The sequence below is a fragment of the Sphingobacterium faecale genome, assembly GCF_016746095.1.
GTDB lineage: Bacteria > Bacteroidota > Bacteroidia > Sphingobacteriales > Sphingobacteriaceae > Sphingobacterium > Sphingobacterium faecale.
Map to the genome: position 1 here is coordinate 450,423 of NZ_JAERTY010000004.1, position 15,006 is coordinate 465,428.

The 15,006-nt window shown below is 38.2% G+C and carries 8 protein-coding genes; all 8 read right to left on the reverse strand.

Translation table 11 applies throughout. The features are described 5' to 3' along the window. Nucleotides 1–151 precede the first annotated feature (151 nt). The 8 genes from JKG61_RS09900 to JKG61_RS09935 all read right to left on the reverse strand — a co-directional run bounded on the left by JKG61_RS09900 (nucleotide 152) and on the right by JKG61_RS09935 (nucleotide 14,991). Nucleotides 152–1,693, reverse strand: a complete 1,542-nt coding sequence (locus JKG61_RS09900; RefSeq protein ID WP_202102810.1) for a SusD/RagB family nutrient-binding outer membrane lipoprotein — start codon at nucleotides 1,691–1,693, stop codon at nucleotides 152–154. A 6-nt stretch (nucleotides 1,694–1,699) separates the two neighbouring features. Further along, entirely contained in the window at nucleotides 1,700–4,885 is a 3,186-nt protein-coding gene (locus JKG61_RS09905; RefSeq protein ID WP_202102811.1) for a SusC/RagA family TonB-linked outer membrane protein, read from the reverse strand. Between the two features lie 767 nt (nucleotides 4,886–5,652). After that, a complete protein-coding gene (locus tag JKG61_RS09910; protein WP_202102812.1) occupies nucleotides 5,653–6,897 on the reverse strand; it encodes a DUF3748 domain-containing protein in 1,245 nt (414 codons plus the stop codon). Between the two features lie 80 nt (nucleotides 6,898–6,977). Beyond that, the gene (locus JKG61_RS09915; protein ID WP_237249426.1) at nucleotides 6,978–8,153 is read right to left on the reverse strand and encodes a sialidase family protein; all 1,176 of its coding nucleotides are present in this window, start codon (nucleotides 8,151–8,153) and stop codon (nucleotides 6,978–6,980) included. 86 nt (nucleotides 8,154–8,239) lie between these two features. Beyond that, entirely contained in the window at nucleotides 8,240–9,358 is a 1,119-nt protein-coding gene (locus JKG61_RS09920) for a sialidase family protein (protein WP_202102813.1), read from the reverse strand. Between the two features lie 96 nt (nucleotides 9,359–9,454). Further along, a complete protein-coding gene (locus tag JKG61_RS09925; protein WP_202102814.1) occupies nucleotides 9,455–11,062 on the reverse strand; it encodes a RagB/SusD family nutrient uptake outer membrane protein in 1,608 nt (535 codons plus the stop codon). A gap of 11 nt (nucleotides 11,063–11,073) precedes the next feature. Then, on the reverse strand, nucleotides 11,074–14,046 hold the full coding sequence (locus tag JKG61_RS09930; protein ID WP_202102815.1) for a SusC/RagA family TonB-linked outer membrane protein: 2,973 nt from the start codon (nucleotides 14,044–14,046) through the stop codon (nucleotides 11,074–11,076). 27 nt (nucleotides 14,047–14,073) lie between these two features. Continuing rightward, on the reverse strand, nucleotides 14,074–14,991 hold the full coding sequence (locus tag JKG61_RS09935; RefSeq protein ID WP_202102816.1) for a dihydrodipicolinate synthase family protein: 918 nt from the start codon (nucleotides 14,989–14,991) through the stop codon (nucleotides 14,074–14,076). Nucleotides 14,992–15,006: the final 15 nt, after the last annotated feature.

A 15,006-nucleotide genomic window follows, 5' to 3' on the forward strand; every position in this document is an offset into this window, starting at 1 on the left:
TAATATAAACATAAATAAACACAATTAAATACTTTTAAATAAAAAATAAACTTATTTTAACCGTTCGCAAAATTTAAAATGACTTTTTGTAAATGACAAAAGCCGCACTCTTAACAGAAATACGGCTTTTTGATAGATTCTGACAACCTTACTATTTATTCCACCACACTTTTGTACCGATTACATCATCTCCCTGCCGCTCGAGTGCCTGCCTATAACTGGATCTATTGGTACTCTGTTCCTTAAGCGGATAGATAAACCTGCCTGGAATTTCATCCCCAACCTCAGGCAAGAAGACATAGGATACTTGAGCATCTTTTACTATACCAGACCATACTACATCTCCCTTCTTCACCAAAAATAGCGGATAACCTGTTCGACGTATCTCCGACCAGCCTTCTATTCCTTGATTAAATAATGCCAAGTATTTTTGACTTAATACATTTTCTCTATTAGCAGGAGACAAGAGATTAAGATAACTGTCTACCTCATTTGAACTGATTTGCCACTTTTCCAAAGATGCTCGCACCCCGTTTTTATAAGCCTGATCATCCCATCCCTTTATCTCCGAAATCAGGAACTCCACCTCAGCGTACTCCATCAAGACTTCGCCATAATTAGCCGCATTGATCACATTACTAGGAAGCGATATAGAATCGACAGGGAATAAATCTGCGGCCTCCAATGGCAAACCGTAGGGCTGGCCAAAATATACACCTTTACTATTAGGTTTTGCAAACACTTTTAAGCGCGGATCCTGTATTCCAAAAGGTCCTCTATCTCCCTTCAACACATCAACAATAATGTGCGATATTGCAAAATCCTTTCTATTAGCAGTTACCGTTGCCTGATAGAGAGGTGCTTCATTGGGAGAAGAATTTGAGTATTTAAATACCGCATTATCTGCATTAGATTCAAAAACACCTTTCACCAATGCGTCATTGATATGCTCAGTAGCCAAGCCTGGCAACTTATGCGCTATACGATTGGCAAGGCGTAACCTGAGACTATTCGCAAACTTAGCCCATTTCATGTTGTTTCCATCATAGATAATATCCGAATTTTTAAAAGTCTGTCCTTCTTTATACTTGAGCAAGGTATCTGCCGACTGTTTTAACTCATTTAATATATCAGTATATATCTTCTCCTGCGATGCATACTTCGGAGTAAGGTTGTCGGGATTTTGTTGCAACGCTTCAAAGTCGGGATCCGTGCTTCCATAGGACTGATAGGGTATATCACCAAAAACATCTGTAAGGTTATGGAAAGCATAGGATTTCAATATCCGGGCAATAGCAATCTGATTAACATTTGTTCCAATTCCTCCTATAGTCACCCACTCCTTAGTTCGATCGTCTATATTCAGCTTAATTATCTCATTAATATTATTCAATGCCCGATTCATACCTGTCCAAAATGCATCTGAATAGTTAACTGGAATCATATAACGCGATTGATCAGTATAAATATTCTGGCTAAAATATTGTGCATACAATTGTGCACCACGTAGATTTAAGTCTGGATTTCGGGTTGTATTCATCAAGAGACGCTCACCACTAACCAATAAACTAGAGGTACTTACCGCATCGGGTCTATTGGGATCTGTGTTTATTTCTTCAAAAATACGATCGGAACAACCCGCAAACTGTAAACTCATCAACAACAGTCCTATAATATATTTATATGCTTTCATAACGCTCTAAAATTTCATATTTATATTCAAACCATACGTCACAGGCGTAGGAATATTCCCTCCCTCTATCCCCTGTATATTTCCTCCGCTCGAAGTAAATTCAGGATCAATATATTTACTCTTAGTATAGATATTCCAAAGGTTACGGCCATATAGTGATACGCCTATATTTTTGATTGCTTTGGTATTATTAAGTTTGAAATTATATCCAATTGTCACCTCTCTTAATTTGACGAAGGTCGCGTCAAATATCGAGAATGCTGTTGGCCCATTATATTCATTTCTCGCCCACTGTTGCGCCGTCACTCGGGTATCATTTTCCTTAACATTACTTACGGTATAGGTTCCATCGGCATTGAAATTAACATCAGCTTTCACACCATCCAATACAATACCTGTTTCACGGATATTATTGGCTGCTGTCTTGTCCAATATACCAGCATACATCCCCACCTTATAAGTTTGAGAGAAGAAACTACCACCAACTCGGCCATCAATCAGAAAGCCTAGATTAAAACTTTTATAACGGAACTGATTTTGAAATCCAAATATATACTTAGGCAATACCGATCCTAGTGGAGCCAACTGCGACGTCTTCATATACAGTCCATCTTTATCCAATACCTTTCTTCCATCGTCCGTGTATACAAAATCATACCCTAGGAACTGACCATATGCCTCGTCCTCTCTAGCGACTAGGTTAATTAAGACATCACTTAAAGTCAGGGTATTGACCATATCGTCTATTTCTACAATTTTGTTCTGGTTTCTAGACCAGTTCAGTAGGGTATTCCACTCGAAATCGGACTGTTTAATAGGTATTCCCGTCAATGTCACCTCAATTCCATTATTACTAATTTTACCCGCATTGAGCACTTTTGTCTCATATCCAAAAGACGAAGAAACCGGGACTGCCAATATCTGGTTACGTGAGTCGTTATTATAATAGGCCACATCCATTCCGAGACGATTGCTGAATAATTGTACCTGTGCACCGGTTTCCCAAGATGTCGTTATCTCCGGCTTTAAGAATTCATTGTTTAACTTTTGAGACAAGCTATTAGCAGGCCTTCCGTCAAATGCCTGTTCTACATCGTACGCTTTCGCCAACTGATAAGGCTCTGTAGCATTACCTACCTGTGCCCATCCTAATCTGATTTTAGCAAACGAAAGCCAATCCAACTGTTTCATTGCTTCTAATTGACTCAGAATAATGCTTCCCGTCACGGAGGGATATAAAAATGAATTATTATTAATAGGTAAAGTCGATGACCAGTCATTTCGTAATGTCGCATCCAGAAAGAGATAATCTGCGTAACCTAAAGATGCACTACCATATAGGGAGGGTGTTCGCGTATGGTAGCGAAAGTTGTCGACCTTTACTGACGATGCATTTTTCAAGTTATAATAATTGGGCACGACCAAACCTCCCTGCGTAATAGCATAGTCAACCGTACGCTGTTGATCCCTCAGATTGGCCCCTATATTGGCTACCAACGACCAATTATTCCATTTTTTATTAGCCGTCGCTAAGAACTCATAATTATACTCATTCAATGTATTGGTAGACTCCTCATACTGCGATGTGCTTCTAGAATATACCGCTATTCTATCCTGAGATCTAAAGTTATAAATATCTCCGTGTGCTTTTGCACTTAAGCTTAACCAATTATTAATTTCATATTGAAAGCCCACATTGCCGTAGAACCGATCTCTTTGCTCTTCCAAATAACTTTCATAGGCCGACCAGAAAGGATTATCAATAAAACGGGTTGCCTTTCCGGCGGGCGTATTTTGCCATCCTGTCCGGTTCCATGCTTTTGGAGTACCATCCGCACGCTTGTAGTCTTCCAATATTTTATAGTCGACCTGTACTGCTCCCCATTGAAATGCCTCCAACATAATATTTCTATTCGAGGCTCCAGACCATGGCTTACCTATTGATCCATTCTTAACATAATTTATATTAGATGTAATACGAAGCTTACCAAGTTGTGTTCCTCCCGAAAAATTTAAGGTATTTCTATTCAATGTAGCATTCGGGACTGTACCACGGACATTTTTGTTGGTATACGAAAATCTATAGCTTGTATTACCACTTGCCCCTGCTATGGCAAGATTGTTCGTATTGGACACCCCTGTTCTAAAAAAGTAATTTACATCATGCTTGGGATATAACCATGAGGTTGGTTTCAAATAGGCATCTTCATCTTCCGGATCCAGAGCATACCATTGCAATACATTACGTCCATCCAGACGAGGCCCCCAACTTTCATCCGAAGCATAGTCTACAATCTGATAATCTTTTCCATTAATTTCTTGAGTTTTGAAGTCCATAGAATAGCCCTGTCCATAGAGCTTCTGTCGCTTAGGTAGTCGGATCACATTCTCAAACTCCAGACCTGTATTCACAAAGATATCGACACGATCTCCTTTAGCTGCTTTTTTGGTTGTAATCAAAATCACACCATTCGCAGCTCTAGAACCGTAAAGAGCCGCAGCAGCTGGTCCCTTAAGAACCGTTACATTAGCTATATCATCTGGATTAATATCCTGAATTAGATTTCCCAAATCTTTACCTGCACTACCGTTTATAGTCGCTGTTGTATTCAGGTCACTATTGTCTATAGGTGTCCCATCAATGACATAAAGTGGTTGATTATTACCTGTAATAGAGTTTATCCCTCTCAAAAGCACACGAGAAGATCCTCCCATATTCCCTCCCGAAGAAATAACCTGTAAACCTGCAACTTTACCCGAAAGGGCACTAACGGCATTTGTGGGTCTTGTTTGCAATTCGGTTCCTTTGACCTCCTGTACTGCATAGCCTAGGGCTTTCTTTTCCCGGGATATCCCTAGAGCCGTAACGACTACCTCATTTAACTGTTCGGGTACCAATTTTAATGTAATCAGTAGATTTCCCGAAAGCAAAAAATCACGTAGTACCTGTTCTTCGTATCCGATATAGCTGACACTGATACTCGGTTTATCCGACTTAATGTTTAATGAAAAATGTCCCTCTGCATTAGTCTGCGTTTTTAATGCTGTAGCGAGATCTGTTACCGTAGCTCCGGCTACAGCTTGCCCTTGTTGATTTACTACCCTTCCAACGAGGGTAGATTGGGCATAAATTTTTCCTGTCCCGAGGGTAATGGCCACCCATACGAGACTTGTGTGTAAAGCTCTGTTCATACTAAAAATAAGAATATTTAGTGGGTTAAAAACTAATGGTCAATGTTTCAGGGGATAATTGATTCCTGCTACATTATCCCCTCAACACATTCGTAAAAAAGGTTGTTTCATCATCTTACCGATATTAAAAAAACAAATATACACTAAGTCTACCTAAATAGTAGTTATTATTACAAAATAATTCAATTAAATAGATAAAATTGACAATACAAGTATAAAGCAGGGGCAAGAACAATGATCTTTTGCTTTTATACTTTACATAATTCGCAGCTTTTGCGATCTATATCTCAAAAACCTAGAAGTCCTTGTTAGGATAAAAAATTACTTTTACGGTTTCCCATATTTTCTATGCCGCAGGAAACCTACTTTTGAGCTATAAAGACATGACATTTAAAACCGAGTTAGGAAATATGCAGCTACCTTTTTCAAACACTATAGAGCTAATCTTGATTATGGTCGCTTTGTTTGCCTTTTTTATATACACCGTTTATCATGCAGTAAACAACCCACGCCTTTATAATACACAACGGCTTATATGGATTTTAATTATTCTCCTAGCAACCCTTTTGGGATGGATTGCATACTGGGGATATGGCAAGAACGGTTACATGAAAAGATAACTTCGGGTTATCTATCCGACCATTTCATCAGTAACAAGACTTACCCACTAAGACATAAACTCGCTATAAAGTATTAGACACTTCGCTTCATTTTTTTCTGTATAAATAAAAAAGGGAAGTATGAACTTCCCTTTTATGTATCATTGCCTATATTTGGTTTAAATCGATCAACTTAATCTGTACAACCAGCTTTCCATTCTGATCGACGAACTGATTAAAGGCTATCTTATCATCCTTTCTAGAAAATACAGGCGCACCCACTACCTTTAAATCATTAGAAGAATATGAAGTCAACTTATCTAATTTTTTCGATTCCAAATCGAATAGATGTACATTATTATCAGCTACAAAAGTTATCTTGTCACCTCTTTCGCTCACATTTATCGGCGACGAAATAGAAAAATCAAAACTCGACACATAGTTAAAACTACCTGTAGACACCTCGCATCGTACTATTTGATTACGTTCCTGTTCATCCTTTGCCAGAGCATATATAAAGCGGCCATCAGCCGAACTCCTCAACCAATGTCTTAAATCAGATAATCCTTTTGAGGTACGGGATAACCTTTGCTGACGAATTCCCTTTGGCACATGCGGTCGTTCTCCAATCTTACCGACTGCCGCTGAATCGCTCAAAATTAATCCAGGATCTATTGTTACCGAATAGATTTCTGTTATAGTATCTCCGTTGTCATTTCGGGTATTTCCCTGGAATGCGATCTTAGACGTACCATTAATCCAACATTCGTCAAAAGCCTTTGATATTTCATCTGATCCCCACTTTGGCTCTCGAATGACATCACTCACTATTGCGGAGTACAACCTTCCGTTGTTATTGCCTCTGGCTTTGGGCACTTCTATTTCATTCTCATTCGGAACCATCACACCGACCATTCGCAAATCAGAATCTACAAATTCATCGTTATAGGTAAAGCTGACCAACTGTCCATCCCCACTCCAACAATGCGAGTGCGTACCTCCTCGTAATGTTCCTGCTGTATAAGGCTCCACTACGTCACGAGCATCCATATGTATCCCTTGCATAGGGTTATCAGTATCTATAGCTAATCCAAAGCGTCTAGTCATGTCATAAGGTTCTTTCTCGTCGGCATCATAAAGACCATGTATAAACAAAACCATATTTTCTTTGGGGCTAAAAGAGGCAGCTCCAACACCTGGGCCATAAATTGTCTGACGATCCGTTTTATAAAGAATACGTTCCTCGCCTGTATGAACATTGACCATGCCTACTGTCGAGGTCTCCCCGATTTTGGTATCATCATTACGACCATCAAAAACAATCCATTCATCATTAGGAGAAAAAATGCCATTATGGTGTATGGTATGACCACCTATAGGTTTGGTCAAGGTTAAAACCTTAGATTTGTTCATGCAACTACTAAATATTACGGTTAAAAAACTAAATAACAAATAACAAAATCGTAAACTCATCTCATTTAAGATTATAGATCTTATAACTTCCTAAACTCTTCAATGCAATGAAAAGTTAAAAAGTTAGCATCATGATTATTTTTAGCATCCACTTTACCGTCATTATAGGCTGTCCTGCATAATATGATAATATCCTCCCCCTCGAATAACCAGTCTACGTACTGAAATCCATGATTAACTATATCTTCATGTTCAAGGATAACCTTTACATCCTCCCAATGCTTTAGATCTTTTGACTTACGCAACATTAATACGTTTCTATACCCCGAGGGATTCGTTCTTTTAGAATCCACATACCGATAACGTTCTGGTATTGAATTGGTCAACGTATAATAATAGCCGCTTTCCGAATCATGTTTTATGACAAACTTCTTACTTCCACCGTCAAATGGAATAAAACCACTAACAGGATCAAAACTAAGTCTCTTACCATCCGGAGATATTTCTACCATAGCTGCTTTCTCGTCTAGTGTAGTCCGATCATCCACACGCAGAATGTTCCACATCTTATTATCCTGTCCTACAACAAAATTACCTTCTAACCAACCCGTAAAATTTCCATTCAGATAACTTTTATCAAAAAATAAAGTCGAGCTTGTTTGCCACGATTTGGAATTTAACAAGTCCGCATCAATTTCCGCGGACATAACCATTGCACCATAGCGCTCCCCCCATTTCAGCTCAGGCCCATGTGCCGTTTCCATAGGACGCCACAAACGTCCATTGTACTCCACGACCGGCATAGGTGCGCAATGAAACTCTCCAGCCAACAATACACCATTCTCCTTGTTCGTGGGTTTAGTCCAGGACCTCCCACCATCGAGCGATTTACGGATCAATACTGTACCATGATGTCTATCGGGACCCAACAGGTATAGCTCTCCTTTATGTACAAACAAAGAACTCCAAAAAGCACCATTAATCTCACCCACCTTTTTCCAACTTCTTCCTTTGTCTTTAGATCTATAGATGGTAGTTACAGCCTGTTGCCATTCAGAACTTTGGGGCCCAAAAAAATCATGAGATGCCACATAATCGCCATTTGGTAATATAGCTAAGCTCGGCGAACCGATATACTTCTGTGTACTTGTGGGCTGATAATGAACAACTTTACCAGGAACCTGCCAATACTTTTGAGCGCTGATTTGCCCTATTCCGATACTGAGTATTAAAACAAACAGTATAACACTCTTCATCGCTAAGCGTTTAAAATTAAAAAAAATCATTTTAAGTGTTCCTAGAGACCAATATTAATGTCTTATTTTTTATGTTTATTTAAAATTCAATCTATTTTTCTAGGATCCACTACTACGTGCTTAATTGACCGCCTGTTATAAGTATAAGTAATATGAACCATACCATCGGAAGTCTGGATAATCGCAGGATATGCATAACCATCTGGTTTAGGCTCATTTTCTAACGTCGAAATAATTTTCCAATCTATCCCATTATCTGAAATTGCCAGATTTAAAAGATTTCGCCCTTTAGGTTGCTCTCCCTTATTAGTACTATGATTATAAATAAGAAGGTGTCTGCCATCTTTTAATGTTACCGCATCTGTTCCCGAATTAGGGTTCGGTAAACCTGTACTCTTTAATGGAGACCAAGTTTTTCCCTCATCTTTAGACCAGCTTGTGACCAAGACTCCTTGCATAGTTCTCGCGATGATCTGAAGGTCACCATTCTTGTGGACAAGTACGCTAGGCTGAATAGCATCAAACTCCTCTCCATCGTTAATTGGTGGTACGACCGTCCAATTCTTTCCATTATCATAACTCAGTTCAAAATAAATTCGCCAATTTCTATCATTCGATGTTCCTCGACTCTCGATACTTGTTGGACTTATAATAGTACCATTAGCTAGTTGCACTGGTTTGTTTTTTATCGGTCCCAAAAGATCCCCAACTATTTTGTCGGTCCGCATTTTCACTGGTCTGGTCCACGTTCTCCCTTCATCTTCAGTAATTGTATATGCTCCCCACCAAGTGTCAACATTAGGTCCCACCTTATAAAAAAGATATGTCGGTCCATCTTTAGGTTTAAATAAAACAGGATTCCAAGAGGGGTGTTTTACTGAATCTGTTAGAAACCCATTGACAACCTCAACGGGCCAAGACCATTTACCATTTTTCAAATGAGAGACACGGATACCTACATCCTTATTTTTTTCATGTGTGCCTGCAAAAAATGCACACATTAAGCCATCTGAAGTTTCGATAATTGTCGAAGAATGACATTGTGCGGTCGGTTTTTCATCCATATCATATATAAGTTGAGCACTTACAATTCCATTTTGACCAACGACAGATAAAGGAGGTATTTTAAAATCCTGTGAGAAACCGCCATAAAAGCCAAAACACAACAAAGATGAAGCGAGTAATTTTTTAACATTTGTTTTCATAATTCTTTTTTTGGTACATGTTACACTCAAGATAACCAAATTTTCACGACTTACGTTATCTGATTATCCCGTATGTTCTATTTTAATGTTTAACAATTAATATCCAGTATTTTGATCCAGTTTATATCCATAATTGGCATCAATAGCCGCTTGAGGTATCGGAAAAAGGAGATGGTAGGGTTGAATAGAACTCCTAGTTTCTTCTAGGAGATTATACTTCTTAACACGATCCACTAAAACTCCCAACCTAACTAGCACTCTTCGTCTTGGTTCCTCAACAGTTAATTCCCTTGCTCTCTCGTCAAGTAAAAAGTCAATGGTTACTTCTCCTTCGTTTATTGGGGCAATTCCTGCCCTAGATCGTAAAACATTGATATCCAAAACAGATAGATCTTTCCTCCCTGCCTTCAAATAAGCTTCTGCCCGTAACAGATAGGTCTCAGCAAGACGATACACGATTACATCTTTAGCACTTCTGCCCGATGTAGCATTATTAGCCCAAGGCGCCCCCTCAATTTTTCTAGAGTAAGGATAAATATTTCGCATCGTATCGTCATAAACAGTCTTCTTCTCAACCAATGTATTAAAGTATTTCGAACTTGGATTATTATAATAGAATTTTCTTCGCATATTATAAGAAGAGTTACGCATATCATTAGGTGCTGGTTTCCAAATATCATATAAAAAATAGTTGGTTCCTCTAACTCTTCCAACACCTCTCCCCAAACTATCTACGACCAGCATCGGTTTACCATCAGGATCCACAATTTTACTGAGAAAAGGGGCCCAATTTCTTATTTGTACGTTACCATTTAAGCTGGAACCTCCTCCATTTACCATATTTTCAAATTGCCACACAAATATAGATTCTTGATTTCCAGAAGACCGATTAGCATTTCCATCCAAAAACAAATCTGAAAACACATCTCCCGCCTCGGTTGATTTCCCACCAAACCGCGTAGTCATAATCTTGTACATTCCCGAACCTATAAGATCTGAGGCGCTACTTATTGCCGAAGTATTATCTCCCAATCCTAAATACACCTCTGTCAATAAATGTTGCGCTGCACCTTTTGTAATTTTACCATCCGTTTTCTCCTCTGCAATAGTTGGGAGCCACTGTATTGCGAATAAAAGATCCTCCTTAGCAAAGTTTAGAATCTCCTCCTTTGTAGCTCTTTTAAAATCATTCTTAGGTGTAGAATAAATCTCTTCGACCAATGGCACACCGCCAAAAGAATTTACTAGTAGATTATAGGTATATGCCCGAAAAAATTTGGCTACGGCAATGACTTTATTTTTTTCCTTTTCATCTGTCCAGACTGAGGTTCCATTTTTGTTAGCATACGTTATCAGTGTATTTGCACGGAGGATCATTTGTGTGTATGCCCAGTTCCACAATAAGTTCAAATTTGTATTATTCGGGGTATACGTGGTTTCGTAATTCCGTAAACCCGTATATTCCACTCCTGCATCTGCACCAATATCTGTAGACGCAAAGTTTAAAGCAAAATAAGTATTGTCTCCCATAGACATTTCTTCACGAGAAGCAACATATAAACCTGTAAGATACAGATTAAATCCATTAGGAGTAGTCAAGATCTTTTCTGCACTAAGGTTTGACAATGGATCTTCCTTTAAATAGTCTTCTTTGCATGCTACGACAAAAAATAATAGTGTTATACTAATTATTATATTTTTCATGACCTTATTTTTTAAAAGCTAAAACCTAAACCAAAACTGTAAATCTTAGGGAGGGAAAACATTTCCCCCGACTCTGTTCCCCCGATCTCCGGATCGGTTCCTGGCCAATCACTAATAGTCCATATATTTTTTAAATTACCGAATACGCGTAAAGATTTGAGATGTAGCTTTTCGGTAACATGATTCGGAAAAGTATAGGAAAGTGCTACATCCTGTAACCGAACAAAATTCCGACTCACATACCATCCGTGTTTCTGTGGATTATTATAAAGTAAAGAAGGTCTTTCATTAGACTTATTTTCCTCTGTCCAATATCCAGCATCCAATTGATTTAATCCTCTTCCTGGAGCATTCGGGCTGACAGCAGTATTTAACAACGGAAAATTACTTTTCCATCCTGTCATCGCATTAATCATAAAGGACAATGTAAAAGCTCCTGTAGAAAATTCATTATTAAAACCAATTCTATATCGAGGTTGTCCTCCAGAACCTATAATCATTCTATCGCTTGCATCTATTTTACCATCTTGATTCACATCCTTCAGCTTTACGTATCCAGGCTTATATCCCGCTGGCATATCATCTCCAACTTGATAAATGCCATCTATCACATAATCATAATAAGTAGTGATAGGATGACCGATAAACCAGTTATTACTTATATCATCATCTTCAATACCATCTTGATCTAAATCTTGACCATAAAGCTTTTTAATCTTATTGTCATTGTAAGAGAAATTAAAGCTAGAATTCCACGTAAAGTATTCCTTAGCGATATTGGACGTATTGACAATAAATTCGATTCCTCTATTCTGAACTTCACCGATATTGGTCAGAACATTTAAATAACCATTCATAGATGGAATAGATCTTTGCACCAATAAATCGACTGTTTTAGAATTATACACATCGACTGATCCAGAAATTCTATTTGAAAAAACGCTATAATCGACACCAATATTAGTTGTAAATGTAGTTTCCCATTTTAGATTATCATTTCCCATATTACTGGGATATGCACCGTTAGCTACAGCTCCGCCATTTCCGAAAACATATTGCGTAATTTTAGATAAACTTAAAGATTGATAAGGGTCTATCCCTTGATTTCCTACAGAACCATATGAAGCTCGTATTTTCAGAGAATTAAACAGATCCTTCCCTTGCATAAACTCTTCATTGCTGATATTCCATGCCAATGCTACTGACGGAAACAACGCATACTTATTGTTAGCAGCAAATACGCTACTACCATCCCTCCTAGTGGTTAAAGTCAGTAAATATTTGTTATTATAATCATAATTCAAGCGGATCATAGAGGATACCCCCTTAATTTGATAGGCAGATGATAAATTAGATAATGTGCTTCCTAAACTTAAATCATTATATCCCAAGGCATCTGAGCTAAGCTGATCAGCTTTGGCTTCCGTTCTCTCGAAATCCTGAAAATTCTTCCCAAATAACAAAGTTACATCAAAACCATGCCTGTCGATCCTCTTATTATATTTCAAAATGTTCTCCCAAACCCAATCAAATGAATTTTGATTTATCTTAGTTGCATTGGTGGTGTTATTAGTGAGATACTGATCCTGTCTCATAAAACTGTAATTGTGATTCCATCTGATATTGGGAGAATAATTCATTCTAAAACTTAACCCATCAACGAATGGCAAATCCCAATTTGCGTAAAAATTACTCAATAAGTTATTATATTTCTCATCATTGTCTGTCATACGAGAGCTATAGATAGCATTTGAAGAAACCTGATCCTCTTCGACTATATATTTAGTAGGATCACCATTTGGATGGTACCAAGTACCATAAGGACTACTAGTATATAAACTGGCCATCGAAGCGTTTACACCTGATAAATCCCTCTGTACAAAACTAGAAGTAAACCCCACTTTAAGACTACTTAGTATCTCAGTCTCTAAATTCGCCCGAAAATTATATCGTTTAAAATTGTCATTTAATAATAAACCATTTTCTCTAGATATAGCATTCGAAATATAATAATTTGATTTTTCACTTCTACCAGCGATATTGATATCGTAGCTTAATAGGCCTGCGTCTTGAGAAACCATTTTATAAGGATCTGTAACGACTCCATTTTTATAATTCTCTGCCTCTGAGGTATTGAGATAGGATATAATCTTACTAGGATCTGCTTCTAGACCAGATTGCTTCCGAAAATCCAATTTACTTTGTAAATAGCGTTCCGGACTAAACAGATTCAACTTCTTACCAAATTCGTAGATAGCGGCATTCATATTAGCTGAAATCGTTACCCCTTCTTCTTTTGCCCTCTTTGATGTTAATAAAATCACACCATTGGCAGCTTTAGAACCATAAATCGCTGTTGCACTTGCATCCTTCAAAATATCCATGGATAAGATATCATTCGGATTTATATCACCCATGTTACCTCCAAAGATGATACCATCTAACACTATCAACGGGGAGTTATTAGCACTTAAAGAACGGGGGCCGCGTATTAATATTGAAGGATCCTGGCCTGGTCTGCCGTTATCTAATATCTGTACTCCCGCCACCCTACCTCTGAGTGCTTGTGCCACATTTACCGTAGGTTTATCCTGTAAACTACCCATATCCACACTACTAAGACTGCCAGTAACCTTACTTTTTGTCTGAGTACCATATCCAACCACCACTACCTCTTCCATCTCTTCTTGATTAGGAATTAGCTCCACCACATAAGTAGAAGCTGAGGTAAGTTCTAGCCTGAATTTGTTGTACCCGACAAACCTAAACTCTAAATACGTATCACTGGAGTTTCTATGGATTGAAAAATCCCCCTCACCTCCCGTAACGCCCCTATTTTCGCCATTTGAAATAATAGTAACACCTGAAATTGAAAGGCCACTCTGCGCATCCTTTACAATACCTGTAATCTTGTGTTGAGCGTAGGTAAAAACACTTATAAAACATAATAAGCAGGTAATCCAAATTTTCTCTTTATTCTTCATAAGATTTTCGTTTATAATTGCTAAATATTAAACTATTCCTAGGTTCTCATAATCTACTTTAAGTCTGACCAATCTAATTTTAGTATCCTCATCCAATTCTTCAATATCCGTCCGCCTACAGACTGTGCTCACCTTCATTCCAGCCAATTGCAAATAATATTTAGCAGATTTAGGATAAGCATAATGCATGACATTCATATTATCAATTAGGAACTCTTGCACTTTTTCTACATTATCTTCTTGACTCGGATTACTATAATTATTACACAGCCAAACAATCAGTTCCGGAAAATAATTTCCCTGAATACACGATAGACCTGCTGATCCCGCTTCCAGCGTGGCTACTGCGTGTTCCATATAAGCATCATACAGACCAAAATCACTGAAGTCAGCAGTAGCTGCTATTTTTGCTGTGACATGAGCAATATCGAGTGACGTATCCTTATAATAGGTGATACGTCCAGTCTTCACCAGTTCTCCTAGAAACTCTGGATCGATTAGACGCTTATAAGGCACTGGACATTCGTAGAATCCCAAAGGCACACCATCTGTTAAAGCCAATAATTTTTCGACATTAGATCTAAATGACGCTTCATCATCCCTCTCCTCCGCCATCAGGCTTGTGATCACAATAACAGCATCGATACCCGTTGCATAGATTTCTTTTACAAAAGCAGCTTGTTCTTCAACAGTCTCTGAAAAAGTACCCGTCGCTACCACCGGCACCCTTCTGGCGACCTTTTTGACGATAAATGAAACCGACTCCAGCATTTCCTGCTTTGACAGTTCAAACATCTCGCTAGAGAGACAGTTGGCAAACAGCCCCTCTGCTCCCGCTTCTAAATAGAATTCAACTAAGTTTTCCAAGGCCACGTAATCTATACTTTTGTCTTCACAAAAGGGCATAAGCATCACGGGAATAAACTTTTTATTATTCCTATTCATAGTATTTTATATGTT

Excerpts from the sequence above, each read along its gene's own strand:
- JKG61_RS09920 (WP_202102813.1), bottom strand. The coding sequence starts at position 9,358 with ATGAAAACAAATGTTAAAAAATTACTCGCTTCATCTTTGTTGTGTTTT.
- JKG61_RS09900 (WP_202102810.1), bottom strand. The coding sequence starts at position 1,693 with ATGAAAGCATATAAATATATTATAGGACTGTTGTTGATGAGTTTACAG.
- JKG61_RS09930 (WP_202102815.1), bottom strand. The coding sequence starts at position 14,046 with ATGAAGAATAAAGAGAAAATTTGGATTACCTGCTTATTATGTTTTATA.
- JKG61_RS09905 (WP_202102811.1), bottom strand. The coding sequence starts at position 4,885 with ATGAACAGAGCTTTACACACAAGTCTCGTATGGGTGGCCATTACCCTC.
- JKG61_RS09910 (WP_202102812.1), bottom strand. The coding sequence starts at position 6,897 with ATGAACAAATCTAAGGTTTTAACCTTGACCAAACCTATAGGTGGTCAT.
- JKG61_RS09925 (WP_202102814.1), bottom strand. The coding sequence starts at position 11,062 with ATGAAAAATATAATAATTAGTATAACACTATTATTTTTTGTCGTAGCA.
- JKG61_RS09915 (WP_237249426.1), bottom strand. The coding sequence starts at position 8,153 with ATGAAGAGTGTTATACTGTTTGTTTTAATACTCAGTATCGGAATAGGG.
- JKG61_RS09935 (WP_202102816.1), bottom strand. The coding sequence starts at position 14,991 with ATGAATAGGAATAATAAAAAGTTTATTCCCGTGATGCTTATGCCCTTT.